Here is a 19,734-nt window from a genome sequence, read left to right as displayed (position 1 = left end):
ATGCCGCAAAGACTTTTTTAATTACCGCTAAACCGCGGTGTAAATCTGCATCCGTGCTTTCTTATAAAATCTTAAAAATACAGGCAATAAAAAACCCCAATCAAATGACTGAGGTTTTTTGAATTTGGCGGAAGCGGTGAGATTCGAACTCACGGAGGGGGTAAACCCTCGTCGGTTTTCAAGACCGGTGCATTAAACCGCTCTGCCACGCTTCCATGGCGGCTATCATATAAATAAAACCGAAATATGGCAAATCTTTTTGCATATGCGTGATTCTAATGATCCAAAAAATATCCAATTAAAACTATCAAGCCATAAAAAAACCCCAATCAATGATTGGGGTTTTTGAATTTGGCGGAAGCGGTGAGATTCGAACTCACGGAGGGGGTAAACCCTCGTCGGTTTTCAAGACCGGTGCATTAAACCGCTCTGCCACGCTTCCATGGGCGACATCATATAAATAAATTTTGTTTTAGGCAAATGCTTTTCTGAGTTTCCCCTTCTGACTGATCAAAATAAAATCAACTGATTTATTTAGACAGACTTTCAGAATCCTCATAATGAATTGCATTGATATACCATAATTTTTTACCCGATGGTGTCTGCACTTCAACTTCATCATCCACCTGCTTGGACAGCAGCGCCCTAGCCATAGGAGAATCGATCGAGATATGCTGCGGATGATGGTCATAAATTTCATCAACCCCGACAATACGCAGCCTTTTGACATCACCGTCATCATTTTCAATATCTACCCATGCGCCGAAATACACTTTTCCAGCCTGCTCAGATGAAAAATCAATAATGCGCAGCTCTTCCAAACGCTTGCCCAGATAACGGACACGGCGGTCTATTTTACGCAGCAGCTGTTTGTTGTATTGATAATCCGCATTTTCTGAACGGTCACCGAGGCTGGCCGCCCAGTTTACTTTTTTGGTAATTTCAGGCCGTTCTTCATGCCACAAATGCTGCAGTTCAGCCACCAGCAGGTCATGTCCCGCGCGGGTAATTAAATTCGATTTCATCGCAAATTCGGTCTTCTGAAATTACACAGAGATTACAGGAAACCGCTATTTTATCCCTGTTTTCTGCACATTAAAAGTTTATAAAATTTATTCATTAATAAAATTAGCGACTTATGTTACACATTTTCATTAATTCATGTACAAAATTTGACAAGCGTTTTTTTCATCTTTATTATGCGCACATCTTTTAGTTCTGCTTGTTTTTTAATCAACACAGTTTTTCTGTATATTTTTTCATTCAATCCTTAGTCATTTTGAATGACGTCATGACTGCCCAACCCTTATCGCATTTAGCTGACTTGTGAAGTTTTAAGGCTGTTCGCCTTGGCTTTTTAGGGCATAAATACCTGTAGCGGAGACAACATGCACAGTAGTTCAACTTCTGGGTCGAGGCTTTGCCTTAACTCTTTAAAATCCCTCCCAATCAAAGCGCTTGCTTTTAGTACTTTACTTCTCCCATTTCATAGTATTAATGCAAGCAAAACGGCATATCAATTTGATAATGTCGTCAACAGCAACACCTTGGTTGTTGTTTCGGTGGTTAACCCCACCACTGTATTTGATGACAGTGAACATTTTCATGGCTTCGGCTATGACTTGGTCCGCAATTACGCAGATAGCTTAAATGTGAAGCTTGAGTTTAAAACCGTAGATGACAATGCCACAGCCTTAAAATGGGTCAAGCAAGGCAAAGCCAGTTTCGCCATGACCACGGCAAGCATTCAAAGCATTGAAGCAAAAAGCCTAACCTCATTTTCGGCAACCTGCGGTGAAACCGCTGCATTGCAAAAAAATGGCCTGAATGCAAACCTGAATTGGGTATTCAAAGCCGCCAATGATCCATTAAGTGATACTGCCAGCGGTTTTGTCTGCCGAAGCAAACAAAGCGGTACCCTGCAGCAATTGGCGTCATTTTATAACCGCAATGTCATTAAGCAAGAGTCTTGGGACAGTATCCAGCGCGATTTAAACAACCGCATGCCTATTTATAAAGCGAGCTTTCAGCGTACTGCCCAGCTGTATGACTTAGACTGGCATCTGCTGGCCGCTATCGGTTACCAAGAATCGTATTTAAAGCCGAATTCGGTTTCACCGACAGGTGTCCGCGGTTTAATGATGCTGACCAACAGTACAGCCAAGGCAATGGGTGTCAGCAACCGCACAGATCCGGTGCAAAGCATTCAAGGCGGTGCAAAGTACTATGATTTAATGCTGAGCCGCTATGATGACATTCCATTTCCTGACCGCAACTGGTATGCGCTGGTGGCTTATAATATGGGGCCAGGCGCAGTGAATCAGATTCGCAAAAGCATTAAATCGCAAGGTAAAGATCCAGATCAGTGGGTCAACCTGTATGCCTATCTTGACAGCAATAAAGCCCGCAATGGCCGTTACCGTCAGGCTGTGCAATACGTGACGCGTATCCGCGCTTATCTGGAGCACATCAAGACAACGCCTCAGCTGGTGAATATCTAAACCCTGATATTCAGCGCAAAAAAAAGCTTACCTTAAGGTAAGCTTTTTTTATTCAAGTAGATTAAGCAGTTTGCTCAAGCACTTTTTTGAATAAATCTTTTTGTTCTTGGCTAGGCTTTGCAGTTTGCAATGCCATTAATTGCGACATATCGCCTTGAACTTTAATTTTACCGGTCATGAAAGCCTGCATAGCCGCAGCCATATCAAACTCCAGGAATACTTTACGTAAAGTTTCCCCATCCATGTTTAAAGTGGTTTTCGCGTTGCCTGAAAGGCCTTTTTTAATTGCGCCGCCATCCAACGATAATTCAGTATTGCCAGAAGCGTCTGCAACGACCAAGTTGATTGCAAGATTTGCCAATGCAGGCGGTAAATTCAGATTACCAGCTTGAGCAGTAAGAGTTTCTACAGTTGAAAACCAATCATCAGTTAAAAAAGCAGGCATGATGTTTCCTCAATATATTTGTTCGTGTGTGAAGCCTATCCAGGCCGCATCTTTTGAAGCTATTTTGCTTGAAGCCTGTTATAGCATGTAATCTTAAAATATGCCTAAAGTTTTTTGTACGCACCGTTCAGTTTTAATATTTTTTATACATAATTTATAAAAATCAAAAACATAAAAAAAGCATCTTAGACAAGAAGATGCTTTTTTCAATACAATTACCGCATCAATCCGCAGCAAAGCCTAAATTGACCATATTGATGCGCTTGCTTTCACTGTCTGCCTGCTCTTCTGTTGAGCAGCTGCCTTTGAAATCAAATTCACGTTCACTGTCCAGTGCTTCGAAATCAAACAATTCACGGTCAGCCAACTGCGATGGAGATACATTCTGCAATGCGCCAAAAATGCTGTGCAGGCGTTTCGGATAATCTTTGTCCCACTGGCGCAGCATGTCGTTCAGCATTGCGCGCTGCAAGTTTTCCTGCGAACCGCACAAGTTGCACGGAATAATCGGAAATTTACGCATTTCTGCGTATTTAATGATGTCTTTTTCTTCCACATAAGCCAGCGGCCGGATCAGAATGTTCTTCTTATCCGAAGACAGCAGCTTTGGCGGCATCGCTTTTAAACTGCCGCCATGGAACAAGTTTAAAAAGAACGTCGCCAAAATATCATCACGGTGATGGCCCAGCGCCACTTTAGTTGCGCCGATTTCCTGCGCAAAGCCATACAGCGATCCGCGTCTGAGGCGTGAGCAGACAGCGCAGTAGGTTTTACCTTCTGGCGTTAACTTTTTAGTAATGCTGTAGGTATCTTTTTCTAAGATGTAGTACGGGATGTTATTTTCTTCTAAATAACGCGGCAATACATCTTCTGGAAAACCCGGCTGCTTCTGGTCTAAGTTCACCGCCACCACATCAAAATTGATCGGCGCAATGCGTTTAAACTGCAGCATGATGTCCAGCAAGGTATAGCTGTCTTTTCCGCCCGACACACACACCATGACTTTGTCGCCCTCTTCGATCATTTTAAAATCACGAATGGCATGACCGACCTGGCGGCGCAGCTTTTTCAGCAGACGATAATACGCAGAGCTGGTTGGCAGTTCTGGTTTGAAATTAAATCCTTGACTGGACTCAACTGGCGAGAACATAGACGAGTTAAACCTAAAAAAAAATACCGCGCAATTTTATCCGATTCACAGCCATCCCGCACCTAAAGAATGTAATTTCTGAAAAAAGAAAATTAATGTCATCTTCAAGTAATGCTGCGGATGTTATTTTGAACGTTTGAGTTCATTTTTTACCCAAGATGCTTATCTTTTGGACTTTTCCACAGTTTTCCACAAATCCTGTGGATAACTTTGTGGATTTAAAACAACTTGACAGCTTCTCTTGCCCTGACTTGAAGGCTTCTATTTAAATTGATCATTTTTTGATCAATTTAAATATCAATTAAAAACAAAGGCTTAATAGTGTCAAGTTATGCTGGATAAAAAAAAATTAAATATTTTTTTGATTATTGAATCATCAAAATGACTTGATTTTTACAAACTCGCAGGGAAATAAATGCAACATAGCTTTTCAATCATCTTTTTTTTGTTAAACTCTGAATAACGGATGGGGACAAAATTTAATTAATTACTACAATGAACAATAAATTTGGGTTATTTGCATTATATTTAGGGGGCGCTGCGGCTATCTGTTCAGGCGCAGCCATAACGCATGCCGGTCAAATATATGTCTATAAGGACAACAACGGCAGTACGCTGCTGACAAACCGGAAAAGTTCTGACCGTTCGCTGACGAAAATCAAAGCCACGTATTATCCGGACAGCAATATTCACAGCTACAGCAACTGGGGTTCGAGCGAATCTTCGGTCTTGCCCAGCTACAGCCGCAATAAAAATACCTTTGACCACATTATTAAGCAGGCTTCGCAGCAGCACGGCGTATCTGAAGGTTTAATTAAAGCAGTCATGCATACCGAGTCCGGCTTTAATGTCAACGCACGCTCTCCTGTCGGCGCGCAAGGCCTGATGCAGCTCATGCCAGCTACAGCCCGGCGTTTCAATGTCTCGAATGCCTATGACCCCTATCAGAACATTATGGCGGGCGCACGCTATTTGGCTTGGCTGACCAAACGCTTTAACGGCAATACCGCTATGGTGCTTGCCGGCTACAATGCCGGTGAAGGCAATGTGCAGAAGTACGGCGGAGTCCCGCCCTTCCGCGAAACGCAAGACTATGTCCGCCGCGTAACCAGCCGCTTCAATAATTTATATTCCAACGGTACCGGGATTGTCAGCGATATCCCTGCATCCAGTTCAGCATCAGGCAAAATTATTGCCAGTTCTGACAATTATGAACAGCCAGCGCCTTCCACAGAGCTGAAAGCGACCAAATATCAGCGCCAAGTGATTCAAACCGCAGACGGCAGCTATACAGATGCGCCTGGGTCTTATGCCACAGCAAATGCGTCTGCTTCTGCGCGGATATATTTCAAAGAATAAAATTGCGTTAATTTGTATTTTTATGCAGGTATTGCTATTTTTTCCCTTGAATTATTGAGACTTTCGCCTCATATTCAATTCAATGATTTTTATTAGCAAATCAGATTATTTTTATCTTATAAGAGGATTTTCTCAATGATGCGGATTGGTTTGTTCTTGCTAACCAACCTCGCGGTACTGGTTGTAGCTGGCATTATCTTGTCACTCTTCGGTGTCGGCAGTTACCATGGCGCCGGAGGCCTAAATATTGGCAACCTGCTGGTGATCTGTTTTGTCTTCGGTATGGTTGGCTCTTTAATTTCCCTATTCATGTCTAAATGGATGGCGAAGAAAACAACCGGTACTGAGCTTATTGACCCGAACGCTCCTCGCAGCCAAGCCGAAGCCTGGTTACTACAAGAAGTGGCTCAGCTCTCTCAACGCGCGGGCATTAAAATGCCTGAAGTCGGTATTTTCCCATCTTATCAATCCAACGCTTTCGCAACTGGATGGAACAAAAACGATGCATTGGTATCGGTTTCCACAGGCTTGCTGGAACGTATGAATAAAGACGAACTGCGGGCTGTTTTGGCGCATGAAATTGGGCACGTAGCCAATGGCGACATGGTGACCTTGGCCTTGATTCAAGGTGTCGTCAACGCATTTGTCATGTTCTTTGCCCGTATTGTCGGCGACTTTATTGACCGCAATGTATTTGGCCGTGAAGAAGGGGAAGCTCCTGGTATTGCGTATTTCATTACCACGATTGTTTTAGATATTGTGTTCGGTATTTTAGCCTCAGCGATCGTCATGTGGTTCTCCCGTCACCGCGAATACCGCGCAGATGAAGCGGGCGCCCGCCTAGCAGGCAAACAGGCGATGATTTCTGCACTGCTGCGTTTGCAGGCAGAATCAGAAATGCCGGATCAAATGCCAAAAGAAATGAAAGCATTTGCAATTGCGGAAGGTAAGGAACAAGGCTTCAGTCTTGCAGCTTTATTCCAGACTCACCCAACGATTGAACAGCGTGTAGCCGCTTTACAGCAGCTGAACTGCCCTTAAGCGCCACACTCTGTTGAACAAAAAGCCTCCAATTGGAGGCTTTTCAATTTGAGGCTTAAGCCATGACTTGTATGCAGCGCAACAGGCTGCCGTTGATATCAATCATGCAGAACTGACGGATTTCAGCAGAATCCTGAATGCCTGTCATTTTAGCCGGTTCCCACAGCGCCCAATTGAACGCTGACCAATAATCATAATAGCTTTCAATGTCCGGCACACGTATGCAGGCGCTATGCCAAGAATGATGCACATCAAGTGTCGGATGATGAAAAAACTCCAGCACCATTGCCCCTAATTTTAAAATCATCCACTCAGCCGATTGATACTCTAAGCTAAAGCCCAGACCTTGGTAAAATAATGCTGTTTGATCAAAATTGACAGCTGGCAGATTTGCAGTGATTTGCCCTTCAAATTTCATTGGTTCACCTATCCTGCATTCATCACTTGCAGCCATTGCCACAGCCAAACTCCACCCATCCACACCGCAACCCCGAGCAAGACGATAAACAGCAAGCCCAGCAAATCAGGCAAGTGCAGCCATCCCCAAGCCACTGCGGGATTACGCCAAAAAGCGGATTGCTGCTGTTTTTTCTCTAAATTTTCATGCAAAAAAGGATGGATGACATGGGACTCGCTGTGTATTTGATATTCGGTACGGATATGCTCATGCACGACATCCAGCGCCTTCCGGCTGGGTCGGATAAAAATATCAAATACTGTGCCGACAATCGGAATAAAACCGACAACCGCATCCACCAGCGCCATTCTCAGCACTGGGCTCAGTTTTTCCTGCGGTACGCCTATTTGCTTGGCCTTATAAATCGCATAGCAAGTCAATATAAACCCTGCGGCATCGCCAGCAATTGGAATAGTGCTTAATGCTGCATCAGCCCCGACCCCCTGCTTGGTAAATGGAATCCGAATCACCGAATCCATCATATTGGCAAATTTGGCTAAATCGCGTTCTAAACGGATTACCTCCTGCTGAGATAATTTTTTTTGTTGCAGCTTATCCGTCATGTTCAGTTCAAACTCATGCATTTTTTTAAAGATAAAGTATTTTACTGAATTAATGTATAGCGATTTAGATACGCTGGATATTTAAATCAGCTGCCCGTCTGAGAACCATCAGAAATGCTCAGGCACATTAGAGCAGCAGCTGGGAGGCAATAAACAGATAAATCAGCACACCCTTCGCATCGCAAATAGACGTCACTAAAGGTGCGGATGCGCTTGCCGGATCCATTCCAAAACGGTTGAGCACAAAGGGCAGGCTCATGCCGATCAGGCATCCCATCATGACAATCGTCAGCATGCTTAAGGCCAACACCAGCGCAACCATTTCATCGCCACGGAAATAACCCAATGCAGATACTGCCATCGCCATTGTTCCGCCCAAACATAACGCAACTAGGCTTTCACGGCTTAATAAATAAAACCAGTCTTTAAAATGCACATCACCTGTCGCTAAAGCCCGCACCATAAGCGTTGCGGACTGTGAACCCGCATTGCCGCCGCTGCCGACCAGCAACGGCAAGAAAAAGACCAATACGATATTGGCCGCAATGATATCTTCAAAGTGCGCAATCCCCAATCCAGACAGCAGGCTGCCGAATACCAAAAACACCAGCCAATAGACCCTCCGCTGATACAGCAGCAAAATAGGCGCAGACTTTAAGCTGAGTTTACGGTCAGCATTCACCGCACCCGCTTTAAGAAAGTCTTCTGTCGCTTCTTCACTCGCAACATCCATAGCATCATCATAGGTCACAATGCCGACCATAACGCCCTGATGATCGATAACCGGCAAAGCCAGCAAGTCATAGCGCGCAATCGTTTTAGCCACTTCATCCTGATCGGTATCTACAAATGCAGAAACAATATTGGTCGTCATTAAATCTGCAATATTTTGTTCTTCTTTGGCTAAAATCAGCTGTTTTAAAGAAATGACGCCCAGCAGTTTGCGCGCTTCATCCAATACATAGGCAAAATAAATGGTTTCTGTATCCAGGGCTTCCAGCCTCAGCATTTTTATCGCATCCTGAACATTCAAGTCCGGCTTTAAAGTCGCATATTCAGAGCTCATGATAGCGCCTGCCGTGCCTTCGACAAAGGAAGACAATAAGCGGATATCCTCTCTCTCCGCTTGCGCTAAAGCCGGCAGCAAAGCGTCCTGCTGTTGTTGATTTAAGCTCTTGAACAGGTCTGCACGTTTATCTGACGACATTTCCCCGACAATTTCCGCAAGCGTTTGCCGCGGCAGCGCATTGGCAAATTTCATCTGCACATCGGGAGATAAATAAGTAAAAACATAAGCCCGGTCAGGCAAATGCTGCAGCAAAACTTGGCTATTTTCAAAAGGAAGCTGGCTCAATACATCGGCGAGATCGGCAGCACGGAAAGTTTTGACCGAATCCAATGCAAGCTGAATGTGCTGTTTATCCAGCGCTTCATTCAGCAAATATAAAAAATTATTATGGCTCATTCAGATTCCCCTGTTCTGCAATCCGGTACAGCAGCAAAAGACAAGGTGCTGTTTTTATTTGAGTGAGTACGTCATGGCCTCATCCTGTACAGGATAAATAGCGTGATTTTAAAATATCAATACCAGACAGCTGTACCTGTCCATGCTGGGAATAAATCGTCATCTCACCGCCCATACGGCGCAACCATCGTACAAAGTTCTATCTCATGACTCAATCATTGCTTCAAAACAACTACAAATCAGCAAGTTAGCTAGGTTTCTTGCCTTAATTTAAAAATACTTCGAATCAGCACATACATAAAGGGAATGAAGATCAGCACCAGCACTGTACCAAAAATGACGCCGCCCAATACGCTCACGCCAATTTCCTGCCGGCTGGCAGCACCCGCGCCAAAAGCAATCACCAAGGGAATCACCCCAGCGCCAAAAGCCAATGAAGTCATTAAAATAGGGCGCAGGCGCAATGCAGCGCCTTCTAAAGCTGACTGTACAACACTGTTTCCTTTGGCTTGCGCCAGTGAAGCAAACTCTACAATAAGAATCGCATTTTTGCAGGACAGCCCTATGGTGGTCAGCAGCGCAATCTGGAAATAAATATCATTTGGAAAACCGGCAAAATAGCTGAAAATAATATTACCGCCGATGCCTAATGGAATGGCGCTCATTACAGCGGTTGGAATGCTCCAGCTTTCGTATAACGCCGCAAGGCATAAAAAGATAAAGCCGATCGAAACCAAATACAGCCAAATTGCCTGATTGCTCGACTTCTGCTCTTCATACGATAATCCGCTCCATGCCACATCAATGCCGGATTCCTGTTCCGCCAGATGCTGCACATCCGTCATCGCCTGCCCTGAGCTGACATTTTTTGCTGTATCCGCTTCCATTTGCAATGCGGTATAGCCCATAAAGCGGTTTACCACTTCGGGGCCGCCTGTCCAGTCTACCGAAGAAAACTGATTAAATGGCACCATTTGATTTTGATCATTGCGGACATGCCAGTACTGCAGGTCTTCCGGTTTAGAGCGGAACTGCGCATCGCCCTGCATCATTACGCGCTTGATTCTGCCGCGGTCAATAAAGTCATTGATATACGTTCCGCCCCAAGCGGTTGACAGTGTGCTGTTAATCGAAGACTGGCTTAAGCCGGCAGCCATCGCCTGTTTCTGATTAACATTCACTTTCAGCTCGGCCTTATCTGGATTAGATTTTTTATCTAAATTTTCAAAACTGCTGTATTGGCTTGAATGGGATTTCAGCGCCTTAAATTTGTCTTCTAAATAGGCCAGCCCTTTGCCATCCATATCACGAATCCAAAATTCCAAGCCATCGGTTTGGCCTAAACCGCTGACTGAAGACGGCATGCTGACATTAATTTGCGCATTTGGGTCGGCTTTGAAGTGCTTCATTGCGCGTTCACGAATCAATTGCGCAGAATTTTCCTTGCCGGCGCGTTCATCCCAATGTTTAAGCGCAATGAATCCCTGCCCTAAATTTTGTCCAGTCCCTGAAAAATTCCGTCCGTAGCGGATCATCACCAAGTTCACATTGTCTTTTTCATGATCTAAAAAATACTGACGGATGGATTCGCCGACCTCTCTGCTTTTAGACATAGGCGCGCCTTCCTGCAGTTTGAACTGCACAGACAGAATGCCTTGGTCTTCGCTGGGAATAAAGCTGGTCGGCAGCACACGGTAAAACAAGCCGAAAACAGCAATCAGTGCGGCGAACAGCAGCAAACACACGGCTTTATTTTGAATAGTGAACTGGGACAGCTTTAAATAACGGTTTTTCAGGCTGTCCAGTCTGCTGTTAAACCATAGCGCCCAATTCGCAGGCTGCGGATTAGGCTTTAAAATAATGGCGCATAGCGCAGGCGTGAGAATTAATGCCACCATTAAGGACAATGCCATGGCCGCCACTAAAGTAATGGAAAACTGCCGATAAATTACCCCCGTCGAGCCGCCAAAAAATGCCATGGGTATGAATACCGCAGTCAGGACTAAGGTAATCCCAATCAAGGCACTGCTGATTTCCTGCATCGACGCAATTGAGGCCTGCTTCGCCGTTAAATGCTGTTCGTGCATCAGCCGCTCAACATTTTCAACCACAACAATCGCATCATCCACCAGCAAGCCAATGGCCAGCACCAAAGCAAACAGCGTCAGGGTGTTAATGGTCATGCCCACGGCATATAAAATGGCAAGCGTGCCCAATATGACAACGGGCACAGTAATCGCTGGAATTAAAGTTGCGCGCCAGTTCTGCAAAAACAGGAACATGACCACCACGACTAAAGCGACTGCCTCAAACAAAGTCTTCACAACTTCTTTAATCGATTCTTGCACAAACGGCGTATTGTCGCGCGGATACACAATCTTGTAGCCTTCCGGCAACTGATCTGTTAAATGCGTGACTTCTTGCTGAATCAATGCAGAAGTCGCCAAGGCATTGGCGCCTGACGCCAGCGAAATCCCCATCCCTGCAGATGGATAGCCGTTAATCGTGTTGAATGACTGATAGTTTTCCGCCCCTAACTCCACCCGGGCAACATCTTTTAAATAAACAAAACTGCCATCATGCGCAGATTTAATGATGATATTTTCAAATTCTTCGACTGTTTTTAAACGTGAGCCTGAAGTCACTTTGGCATTCAGATACTGATCTTTGACTACAGGCAAGTCTCCGACTGCGCCCGCCGCCACTTGGGTATTCTGCGACTCAACAGCAGTGCGGATATCGCTCGGCATTAGACCGTATTGCTTCAGCTGCAGCGGATTTAGCCAAATCCGCATGGCGTACTGCGAACCGAATACATCAACTTCACCAATGCCTTCAATGCGGGCAATATCCTGTTCCAAGTGAGTCATCATATAGTCAGACAATTCAATATTCGAGCTCTTGCCTGTCGAATCATACAGTCCTATAACCATATGGGTATCACCCAAAGACTTATAAACATTTACCCCTTGCCGCTGCACATCATCCGGCAGGCGGTTAATCACACCATTAATGGCATTTTGGACTTGAACCTGAGCTGTATCCGGATCTGTACCATTTTCAAAGCTGATGCTGATGCGGCTGCGTCCTGATGAATCGCTGCTGGAACTGAAATAAAGCAGATTATCAATGCCTTTAATTTGCTGCTCAAGCACCTGCGTGACGCTTTCTTCCACCGTCTCTGCCGATGCTCCCGTGTATGTTGCACTGACATTTATTTTAGGCGGTGCAATATCGGGATAGCGCTCTACGGGCAAATTTAAAATTGCAAATAGGCCTAAGGCCATCACAATAATGGCTAAAACACCTGCAAAAATAGGGCGATGGATAAAGAATTTAGACAGCATCAGGCTGATTCACTCGTCAAGTGGCGTGTTATAAAAGGCAGTGAAGACTAATAACAAATAATTATGGATATTCAGTGACTAAAGTAAAAAAAACAACCCTATTCAACACAAAACAGCGAAATTTACTGCAATATGGAGAAACTGTGAAGACGTATGGCTTTAGCTATTGTATTGAGAAAATGAGTGAAATTATCTAATTTATGTTCAGCCAGCAATTAACTGAGATCCACCTACAGTCTGTTCTTTAATTATTCTCTGTTGCCGCTGTTCATGATATTTATCCTTTGCTTTTACCTGCAAGGCTTAATCACTGTTATGAAATTAATCGCAATTAAACTGTATTTCTCTCTGTAATGAGCTTTTTTTTCATCACTGTAAAAATGCGCGTACAAAAAATTCTTTTCAGAATACTTTCAGATTCATCCTTTAAAGTTATCCAAACATTTACCGCTCAGAAAAAAATGAACGAGACATCCCCATTTAAAGGCAAAACAGGCATTAAGCGCATTTTTAATGCCACCCAGTATTCAATTGACGGCTTTACTGCTGCGTTTAAAAATGAAGCCGCATTCCGTCAAATCGTGCTTATCAATATTATCCTTATTCCGGTCAGCGTTTCACTAGATGTCAGCCGTGCTGAACATGCCGTAATGATTGCAGTGTGCTTATTCGCGCTTATTGTAGAATTGTTTAATTCAGCCATAGAAGCTGTTGTTGACCGTGTTTCTTTAGACCGGCATCCGCTTTCCAAAAATGCCAAAGACATGGGCAGCGCTGCCCAATTTGTCGCCTTAGCCATTATCTTTTTGACTTGGCTGATTATCCTTTGGCCTTAATCTAAAGTGCATAAACATTAAAAGCAGCTTCAATACCGGCTTTTTTATTCAATACATTTTTTAATTCCATAAAAAACCCCAGCTTAAGCTGGGGTTTTTTTTGAATCATTTCAGTGCTTAGTGAGCAGAGAATTGGTTCATTGTGTTTTTAGCATCGTCATGCGCTTTAAGAGCGTTGTCACCAGAGAAGATTTCTTTGTGATCATCACCGATGTCCGAACCAGCCATTGCTTGGTGTTTAACACAAGCGATTGTGCCGCGGATTTCTTTACGCTGTACGCCAGCAACATAAGCCAACATGCCTTGGTCGCCGAAGTAACCTTGAGCAAGCTCATGTGTAGAAAGAGCAGCTGTGTGGTAAGTCGGAAGTGTGATCAAGTGATGGAACACACCCGCTTCACGAGAAGCATCCGCTTGGAATGTACGAACTTTTTCATCAGCATCAGCAGCTAATTCAGTTGCATCGTACTCAGCGCTCATCAATTTAGCACGGTCGTAAGCAGAAACGTCTTTGCCTTCAGCAACGAAACGGTCGTAAGCTTGTTGACGGAAGTTTAAAGTCCAGTTGAAAGAAGGCGAGTTGTTGTAAACAAGTTTCGCATTTGGAACTGTTTCACGTACACGGTTAACCATGTGAGCGATTTCTTCAACGTTTGGCGTTGCAGTTTCGATCCAAAGAAGGTCAGCGCCGTTTTGCAGGCTAGATACGCAGTCAAGTACAACACGGTCAATTTGAGTGTCTGCACGGAACTGGTATAGGCCAGAAGCAAGACGTTTTGGACGGTGAAGTTTGCCATCACGCTTGATCAGGATTTCGTCTTCTTGAGCATCTGCAATGTCAATTTCAGTTGTATCTAAGTAGCTGATGTACTGAGAAGCGATGTCGCCTGGCTCTTTAACCACTGGGATTTTTTGAGTCAAGTCAGCGCCTTCAGAGTCAGTACGCGCAACGATGATACCGTCATCAAGGCCCATTTCTAAGAATGCATAACGCAATGCATGGATTTTAGAGATGAAGTCTTCGTGTGGAACAGTTACTTTACCAGCTTGGTGACCGCATTGTTTCGCGTCAGATACTTGGTTTTCGATTTGAAGTGCACAAGCACCCGCTTCGATCATTTTCTTAGCTAACAGGTAAGTTGCTTCTTCGTTACCGAAACCAGCATCGATGTCCGCAATAATTGGCACAACGTGAGTTTGGAAACCGTCGATTTGAGCAGTGATTTCAGCAGCTTTAGCTGTGTCGCCAGCTTCGTTCGCTTTTTTAAGCGCACGGAACAGGTCGTTTAATTCTTTCGCATCAGCTTGGCGCAAGAAAGTGTAGATTTCTTCGATCAGCGCAGGTACTGAAGTTTTTTCGTGCATAGATTGGTCAGGAAGCGGACCGAATTCTGAACGAAGCGCAGCAACCATCCAGCCAGAAAGGTAGATGTAGCGGCGGTCAGTTGTACCGAAGTATTTTTTGTTCGCAATCATTTTTTGTTGTGCGATGAAACCGTGCCAGCAGCCCAAAGACTGAGTGTATTGGCTAGAGTCTGCATCATAAGCCGCCATATCACGACGCATAATTGCAGCTGTGTATTTCGCAATGTCTAAACCTGTTTTGAAACGGTTTTGAATTTGCATACGCGCAGCATCTTCAGGACTGATGTCTGCCCAAGTGCTTCCGAATTTTGCTTTTAATTCGCGGATTGCATCAATAGCTGTTTGGTATGTAGTCATGATATTTCCTGTATATAATAATAGGACTTGCTGCAACGGATGGCTAAAATCATACCCTCTATGATTTGTACAGATTTAGAGCACATCGGTTTGATGAAGCTAGATTAGATTGACTGAAAAAATTAATCCAATATCTTGCATTAATTTTCAGTATTTATTTAAAAAATGGGTAGATCAAAGTCTAATTACATTTTAACCAAAATTATTTAAACCAATGTTTTTTATATATTTAATTGGARYWKCATCATGGCGCCCAGTTCCAGTTTTTCACGCTGTACGCCTTGCTCTGACGTTGTAAAACCGGCGGCATTGCTGGAGGGAACACCTAGTGCATTTAAGGCATGGCCAGCTAAATATTCACGGATCACCGAGCGCAGTACCGCACGCCCATCCCCCATGCGGGAATACGGGGTAGAACCTGCGCCTTTTAAATGCAGATCAATGGTTTGACCCTTCTTATCCAGAATCTGCGCAATCAGCAGTCCGCGCCCATCGCCCAATTGGCCGGCCCATTGGCCGAATTGATGGCCTGCATAAACCATGGCTAAAGGTTCAAATTCCGTAAAGGTTTTTTGCCCGCTGCAGATTTCAACCCACGCAGTTTTATCTTCTGCGGACCATTGCAGCGCATCTGCTAAAGCCGCATTAAAATGCCCCGCTTTAGCGCCTTTGAGGGGAGCGGGCATTTGGTGATGATACAGCTTGGCAGGAAGCGTTGAGTAGCGTGAATTGAATTGCATATGAAATTGGCGAAAACTGAGTATGCTTGAACTATAGCAAAGTTGCAGATGCGGATGTGCGGTAAATCGTTAAGCGTGTTTTCGCCAGATGCCGTATTTCGAGTTGGAAATCTCAGGCTGAAAGTCAGTCCACAATAAATAATCGTGCGCCTGTCTCTGAATAAGAGCGGTGCGCTTCCGCATTGTCTGCAACCTGATAGCTCATCCCGGCTTTTAAAACAAACATGCGTCCATCTTTCAGCTCTGTCTGCAGTTCGCCGTCCAGACAAAACAAGATGTGGCCTTTACTGCACCAATGGTCAGCCATATAGCCAGCGGAATATTCCACAATTCTTACTCGGATGGTGCCAAAACGCTGGGTACGCCAAAGCGCATAGCCATTTTCACCTTCATAGCGCTCTGTTTCTATTTCATCCCAATTGGTTAAGCCAAAAGGGATATTGTGCATTTCCATAATGTCGCGCTGTCATTTATTGTGTGTTTTATATTTATCCTGAATTGCAAATAAAAAAAAGCCCCCATCGGGAGCTTTTTAAACAAAATCACTTTAGTTTGCAGTTTTCTTTTTAAAGTTGCTGACTAAAAGATTCAGAGTTTGACGGTGATGAGAAAGGCGCTGTTCAACCAATTGGAATTCAACTTTAAGCTTGTCATCCATTTGGTGGATTTTCTCTGCCACAGCCGTTTTCTTGGCCTGAATCTCTTGTTCTTTCAGCTTGGCCCAATCATTTAAAGTCTGCGAGAACGCGTCATATTCTTGAGAGATGCGCAGTTTTGCATTGGCCACATCATCAGAAACATTCAGGCCGTAAATTGCAAGATCCTGTTCAGCGTATTTAAACTTCATCGCCAATTCAGCTTTCTTGATATTGAAGCTAGGAATGCGGCGCAGGTTTTTCGCAAGGCCTAATTTAGAACAGCTCCAAATCAGCCATTTTGTCGGGTCGTACTGCCACCATTTCACACCGTTGCGGTAGTCATATTGGAAGATGTGGTGATAGTTGTGGTAACCCTCACCCCAAGTCGCAATGGCTAATACAAAGTTGTCACGGGCAGTGTTCTCGTCTGTGTACGGACGTGAGCCCCACATGTGGCAGAGTGAATTGATGAAGAATGTAACGTGATGGCTCAAAATCAGGCGCATTAGGCCGCCCAGAAGCAAGACGCCCCACATGTCGCCGACAGCCCAGCCGATCGGCAGTAAGATAGCGGCATGTACAGCAATCACCAGTGGTACGTAGTACTTGTCTTGGAACATCACTAATTTATTGTTTAATAAATCGGGTGCATTTTTGTAGTTGGACGCGCCAGACGGATAGTCGCGGAGCATCCAGCCAATATGCGCAAACCAGAAACCGCGGTTAATTGAATACGGGTCTTGTTCAACATCATCGACATGGCGGTGATGGGTACGGTGGCCTGAAGCCCAGAACAGAATGCTGTTTTGAACGGAGAAAGTACCCATAATCATTAAAATAATCTGCAAAGGCAAGGTCGCTTCATATGCGCGGTGCGCCCATAAGCGGTGATAGCCTGCGGTGATGCCCAAACTGCTGACACCCAGCAATACAAACATGCTGATCCAGGCAGCTAAGCTGAAATCATGATGATAGGCATATAACGGAATTGCAATGATTGCTACAATTGGCAAAAATATCAGTGCAAAAACAGCAATCCAGTTGATTGGGGCTTTGGGTAGGGGAGCGGTCATCTCCAGCAGTACTCCTAGAACCTTTGCGAGGTTTAAATAGTAAGTAATCCATATACATTATAGGGATTAAGGCCACAGCATAATAGCATGCGCTAAAAGCGGTTCACAGTAGTTATTGTACAGTTGTATTGTACTAAACAGTAACAGAATGAGACTGACAATTTATTGATTTTATCGAAGGTTAAAATATGTTTATGCCAGTTGTTCGATGCTGCCGGGTAAAGCAGAATAAATATACAAAAATAAGTGGATCGGCGGTCATATTTTTATGTGCAGTTGTGCTGAGTGCTTGTCAAAATTCAGCACAAAAAATAGAACCGGTCACAAAAGCAAGTGTTCAGCCGGCCGCGCGCCCTTTACAGGTCATGCGCAGTCCGGATGGCATACAGAATGTACGCTGGGAGCTGACACAGATTCAAGGTGAAAAAGCTAAATTTTTCCATAGCCAGCCGTATTTGCTTTTTAATATGCAATTGAAGCAAATTCAGGGAAATACAGGCTGCAATGCATTGTCCGGCCGTTATGAGATGAATGTTGAGCGCCAGACGTTGAATATTGAAGCCCGCGCTGGCTATTTCAGCTGTGATGCCGCCTTGGCGCAGGAGGCAGTGTTGATGGACACACTGGGTCAAGCCGCGAGTTTTCAGGTCAAAGGCAACCAATTGATTTTGCGCAACAGCAAAGGTCAAATTTTACTGCAGGCTAAAAAAAGCTGAACTGCTTGAAACACCGAATAAAAGCCCCGCAAATTTGACGGGGCTTCATTTTAAATAGATTAAGGCAGATTCAGGTGCTGCATCATCAGCTTGGGAAAGTCGGTAATTAAGCCATTGATCCCTAAATCCTGCAGTGTTATTGCGCGCTGCAGATCATTGACTGTCCAAACGCTGATGTCCAGTTTAGCCCGCTGGGTCGCTTGAATAATGTCTAGTGTCGCCAGCTGGTTCATCCAGCCAATTTGACAGCAGCCCAATTCCAGCGCCTGATCAATGGCCTTGAATTTTACATCCTCTTCAATCAGCAGCCCGCGCTTAAACTCAGATTTCTGCTGCTGCAAAGCGTGATGGATTTTTAGATCAAAACTGGTGATCACGGCAGTATGCTGGAAGCCCTGAAGCTGTTTTTGCAATTCAGCCGCCAGCTTTTCAGCCTCCGCCATGCTTTCAACCGCTTTCACCTCAACTTCCAAATGATTGAAGTCGTGCATGATATTCAGGCCTTGACGCAGGGTTGGGGTCATCTGTTGATCCCAGTCCATCCAGATATGCGCTTGGTTATAGGGTGCAAGCTCAGTGCTGGCGCATTCGTACAGGTTTTTATCGATGGCGGTTGTACGCAGGAAATTGTCATCATGCATAATCACAAGTTCACCGTCTTTCAGCTGGCGGACATCAAATTCAACGGCGCGGATGCCGAGGTCATGAATGTATTGAAAGCCGCCTAATGTGTTTTCAGGCGCTTCACCGCGTGCGCCGCGGTGTCCGATGATGATCATTAGAAATTAGTCTGTTGTGTTCTTTGGAATGATTGTAACGCTAAATAAGAAGAACAGAAATGCAGCTGTATATTTATTGGATACACAGAAACCATTCGCAATTGTTCGAGGCAGGACTGAGTTTGTAAACAATGTTTTTGCGAAGCCGTTAATTAGAGCGGGGTTTTGACGAGTTTTAAGGATGGGGGAATGGTTTTGGTTACTTTTCCCGAAAGAAAAGTAACCGCCAAGCTCTTCCTCATGAATTTCTCATGAGGAGGCTCCTGAAAAGCAGGATTGATGAAGAGATTGCAAACTTAAATCGTGTCGTTGATATTTTTTTGCCATAGCACTTCAGAGCCGCCTTCAGCGCGCTGCAGTGTGCGTGAAGCTACAAACAGCCAGTCCGATAAACGGTTGAGCAGCTGTAAAGAGGTTGCTTGAATATTCTGATCACGCGCATGAACTGACATTAAGCGGCGTTCGGCGCGGCGGCATACAGAACGGGCTTGATGCGCATAGCTGCAGGACAGCGTTCCTGCTGGAAGAATGAAATCTTTCAGCATCGGCAGGGTTTCATTCATGCGGTCTATTTCAGTTTCTAAATATTCAACTGAAATAGGCAGCACCATATTGTAATTGGGGATGCAGACTTCGCCGCCTAAGTCGAATAGCCAATGCTGGATCAGGCTTAAGGATTTGTCCCAGCCGGTTTTATTTTCAATAGCGCTGGCGGTAATTTGCGCGCGTAGAAGGCCGATGCATGAATTGAGTTCATCGACATCACCCAAAGCTTCAATGCGCAAATCATCTTTGGCGACACGTGAGCCATCGCCTAATCCGGTTGTGCCTGAGTCGCCTGTGCGGGTGTAAATTTTGCTTAAACGGTGGCCCATTTTTCAGTTTTCCATTGTGTGAATTTT

General features: G+C 44.7%; 17 protein-coding genes, 2 tRNA genes and 1 pseudogene. 5 read left to right on the top strand and 15 right to left on the bottom strand.

Annotated elements, in window-relative coordinates; genetic code table 11:
* Positions 1–125 precede the first annotated feature (125 nt).
* From AZH43_RS17495 to greB, 3 genes are all read right to left on the bottom strand, one after another.
* A tRNA-Ser gene (locus tag AZH43_RS17495) sits at positions 126–215 on the bottom strand.
* A 137-nt stretch (positions 216–352) separates the two neighbouring features.
* Positions 353–442: transfer RNA gene (locus AZH43_RS17490), tRNA-Ser, on the bottom strand.
* Between the two features lie 88 nt (positions 443–530).
* Positions 531–1,025: a transcription elongation factor GreB gene (gene greB / locus AZH43_RS17485; protein WP_067672597.1), complete on the bottom strand. Its 495-nt coding sequence runs from the start codon at positions 1,023–1,025 to the stop codon at positions 531–533.
* A 363-nt stretch (positions 1,026–1,388) separates the two neighbouring features.
* On the opposite strand from greB, the gene AZH43_RS17480 reads away from it, so the two are divergent.
* Positions 1,389–2,501: an MltF family protein gene (locus tag AZH43_RS17480; RefSeq protein ID WP_067672594.1), complete on the top strand. Its 1,113-nt coding sequence runs from the start codon at positions 1,389–1,391 to the stop codon at positions 2,499–2,501.
* Between the two features lie 61 nt (positions 2,502–2,562).
* Here the strand turns inward: AZH43_RS17480 and AZH43_RS17475 are convergent, their stop codons facing one another.
* Together AZH43_RS17475 and ttcA are read right to left on the bottom strand one after the other, a co-directional pair.
* Positions 2,563–2,946 (bottom strand): SCP2 sterol-binding domain-containing protein, encoded by a 384-nt coding sequence (locus AZH43_RS17475; protein WP_067672590.1) that lies wholly within the window; start codon positions 2,944–2,946, stop codon positions 2,563–2,565.
* A 223-nt stretch (positions 2,947–3,169) separates the two neighbouring features.
* Positions 3,170–4,096: a tRNA 2-thiocytidine(32) synthetase TtcA gene (gene ttcA / locus AZH43_RS17470; RefSeq protein ID WP_067672587.1), complete on the bottom strand. Its 927-nt coding sequence runs from the start codon at positions 4,094–4,096 to the stop codon at positions 3,170–3,172.
* A 495-nt stretch (positions 4,097–4,591) separates the two neighbouring features.
* Between ttcA and AZH43_RS17465 the strand changes: the two genes are divergently transcribed.
* Together AZH43_RS17465 and htpX are read left to right on the top strand one after the other, a co-directional pair.
* Complete coding sequence (locus AZH43_RS17465) at positions 4,592–5,455, top strand: lytic transglycosylase domain-containing protein (protein ID WP_067672584.1); 864 nt, start codon at positions 4,592–4,594, stop codon at positions 5,453–5,455.
* A 135-nt stretch (positions 5,456–5,590) separates the two neighbouring features.
* Complete coding sequence (htpX, locus tag AZH43_RS17460; RefSeq protein WP_067672581.1) at positions 5,591–6,496, top strand: protease HtpX; 906 nt, start codon at positions 5,591–5,593, stop codon at positions 6,494–6,496.
* A gap of 55 nt (positions 6,497–6,551) precedes the next feature.
* Here the strand turns inward: htpX and AZH43_RS17455 are convergent, their stop codons facing one another.
* The 4 genes from AZH43_RS17455 to AZH43_RS17440 form a co-directional block, all read right to left on the bottom strand.
* Positions 6,552–6,914: a VOC family protein gene (locus tag AZH43_RS17455; protein ID WP_067672578.1), complete on the bottom strand. Its 363-nt coding sequence runs from the start codon at positions 6,912–6,914 to the stop codon at positions 6,552–6,554.
* Positions 6,915–6,922: 8 nt separating this feature from the next.
* Positions 6,923–7,516, bottom strand: coding sequence for a DUF4112 domain-containing protein (locus AZH43_RS17450; RefSeq protein ID WP_067672708.1), 594 nt, complete (start codon positions 7,514–7,516; stop codon positions 6,923–6,925).
* 127 nt (positions 7,517–7,643) lie between these two features.
* Complete coding sequence (mgtE, locus tag AZH43_RS17445) at positions 7,644–8,981, bottom strand: magnesium transporter (protein ID WP_067672575.1); 1,338 nt, start codon at positions 8,979–8,981, stop codon at positions 7,644–7,646.
* Positions 8,982–9,232: 251 nt separating this feature from the next.
* Positions 9,233–12,328, bottom strand: a complete 3,096-nt coding sequence (locus AZH43_RS17440; protein WP_067672572.1) for a multidrug efflux RND transporter permease subunit — start codon at positions 12,326–12,328, stop codon at positions 9,233–9,235.
* A 461-nt stretch (positions 12,329–12,789) separates the two neighbouring features.
* Between AZH43_RS17440 and AZH43_RS17435 the strand changes: the two genes are divergently transcribed.
* Positions 12,790–13,164, top strand: coding sequence for a diacylglycerol kinase (locus tag AZH43_RS17435; RefSeq protein ID WP_067672705.1), 375 nt, complete (start codon positions 12,790–12,792; stop codon positions 13,162–13,164).
* Positions 13,165–13,281: 117 nt separating this feature from the next.
* Here AZH43_RS17435 and AZH43_RS17430 read toward each other — a convergent pair whose 3' ends face one another.
* The 4 genes and pseudogenes from AZH43_RS17430 to AZH43_RS17415 form a co-directional block, all read right to left on the bottom strand.
* Positions 13,282–14,886 (bottom strand): isocitrate lyase, encoded by a 1,605-nt coding sequence (locus tag AZH43_RS17430; protein WP_067672569.1) that lies wholly within the window; start codon positions 14,884–14,886, stop codon positions 13,282–13,284.
* A gap of 242 nt (positions 14,887–15,128) precedes the next feature.
* Positions 15,129–15,626, bottom strand: a pseudogene (locus tag AZH43_RS17425) (protein adenylyltransferase SelO family protein); the annotation flags it as partial.
* 124 nt (positions 15,627–15,750) lie between these two features.
* Positions 15,751–16,080: a DHCW motif cupin fold protein gene (locus AZH43_RS17420; protein WP_067672566.1), complete on the bottom strand. Its 330-nt coding sequence runs from the start codon at positions 16,078–16,080 to the stop codon at positions 15,751–15,753.
* A 93-nt stretch (positions 16,081–16,173) separates the two neighbouring features.
* A complete protein-coding gene (locus AZH43_RS17415) occupies positions 16,174–17,337 on the bottom strand; it encodes an acyl-CoA desaturase (RefSeq protein WP_067672563.1) in 1,164 nt (387 codons plus the stop codon).
* A 278-nt stretch (positions 17,338–17,615) separates the two neighbouring features.
* Between AZH43_RS17415 and AZH43_RS17410 the strand changes: the two genes are divergently transcribed.
* Complete coding sequence (locus AZH43_RS17410) at positions 17,616–18,053, top strand: META domain-containing protein (RefSeq protein ID WP_227509850.1); 438 nt, start codon at positions 17,616–17,618, stop codon at positions 18,051–18,053.
* A gap of 59 nt (positions 18,054–18,112) precedes the next feature.
* Here AZH43_RS17410 and AZH43_RS17405 read toward each other — a convergent pair whose 3' ends face one another.
* Together AZH43_RS17405 and AZH43_RS17400 are read right to left on the bottom strand one after the other, a co-directional pair.
* Positions 18,113–18,832, bottom strand: coding sequence for a glycerophosphodiester phosphodiesterase (locus AZH43_RS17405; RefSeq protein WP_067672560.1), 720 nt, complete (start codon positions 18,830–18,832; stop codon positions 18,113–18,115).
* A gap of 296 nt (positions 18,833–19,128) precedes the next feature.
* Positions 19,129–19,707 (bottom strand): cob(I)yrinic acid a,c-diamide adenosyltransferase, encoded by a 579-nt coding sequence (locus AZH43_RS17400; RefSeq protein ID WP_067672557.1) that lies wholly within the window; start codon positions 19,705–19,707, stop codon positions 19,129–19,131.
* Positions 19,708–19,734 lie beyond the last annotated feature (27 nt).

The organism is Acinetobacter pragensis (genome assembly GCF_001605895.1).
In the GTDB taxonomy this organism is placed as follows: Bacteria; Pseudomonadota; Gammaproteobacteria; order Pseudomonadales; family Moraxellaceae; genus Acinetobacter; species Acinetobacter pragensis.
This window is presented reverse-complemented; position numbering and strand designations above follow the sequence as displayed.

Bases quoted from the DNA above. Each gene is read 5' to 3' on its own strand.
- AZH43_RS17435 (WP_067672705.1), top strand. From the start codon at position 12,790: ATGAACGAGACATCCCCATTTAAAGGCAAAACAGGCATTAAGCGCATT.
- greB (WP_067672597.1), bottom strand. From the start codon at position 1,025: ATGAAATCGAATTTAATTACCCGCGCGGGACATGACCTGCTGGTGGCT.
- AZH43_RS17475 (WP_067672590.1), bottom strand. From the start codon at position 2,946: ATGCCTGCTTTTTTAACTGATGATTGGTTTTCAACTGTAGAAACTCTT.
- AZH43_RS17455 (WP_067672578.1), bottom strand. From the start codon at position 6,914: ATGAAATTTGAAGGGCAAATCACTGCAAATCTGCCAGCTGTCAATTTT.
- AZH43_RS17465 (WP_067672584.1), top strand. From the start codon at position 4,592: ATGAACAATAAATTTGGGTTATTTGCATTATATTTAGGGGGCGCTGCG.
- AZH43_RS17405 (WP_067672560.1), bottom strand. From the start codon at position 18,832: ATGATCATCATCGGACACCGCGGCGCACGCGGTGAAGCGCCTGAAAAC.
- mgtE (WP_067672575.1), bottom strand. From the start codon at position 8,981: ATGAGCCATAATAATTTTTTATATTTGCTGAATGAAGCGCTGGATAAA.
- AZH43_RS17420 (WP_067672566.1), bottom strand. From the start codon at position 16,080: ATGGAAATGCACAATATCCCTTTTGGCTTAACCAATTGGGATGAAATA.
- AZH43_RS17440 (WP_067672572.1), bottom strand. From the start codon at position 12,328: ATGCTGTCTAAATTCTTTATCCATCGCCCTATTTTTGCAGGTGTTTTA.
- AZH43_RS17480 (WP_067672594.1), top strand. From the start codon at position 1,389: ATGCACAGTAGTTCAACTTCTGGGTCGAGGCTTTGCCTTAACTCTTTA.
- ttcA (WP_067672587.1), bottom strand. From the start codon at position 4,096: ATGTTCTCGCCAGTTGAGTCCAGTCAAGGATTTAATTTCAAACCAGAA.
- AZH43_RS17430 (WP_067672569.1), bottom strand. From the start codon at position 14,886: ATGACTACATACCAAACAGCTATTGATGCAATCCGCGAATTAAAAGCA.
- AZH43_RS17415 (WP_067672563.1), bottom strand. From the start codon at position 17,337: ATGACCGCTCCCCTACCCAAAGCCCCAATCAACTGGATTGCTGTTTTT.
- htpX (WP_067672581.1), top strand. From the start codon at position 5,591: ATGATGCGGATTGGTTTGTTCTTGCTAACCAACCTCGCGGTACTGGTT.
- AZH43_RS17450 (WP_067672708.1), bottom strand. From the start codon at position 7,516: ATGACGGATAAGCTGCAACAAAAAAAATTATCTCAGCAGGAGGTAATC.
- AZH43_RS17400 (WP_067672557.1), bottom strand. From the start codon at position 19,707: ATGGGCCACCGTTTAAGCAAAATTTACACCCGCACAGGCGACTCAGGC.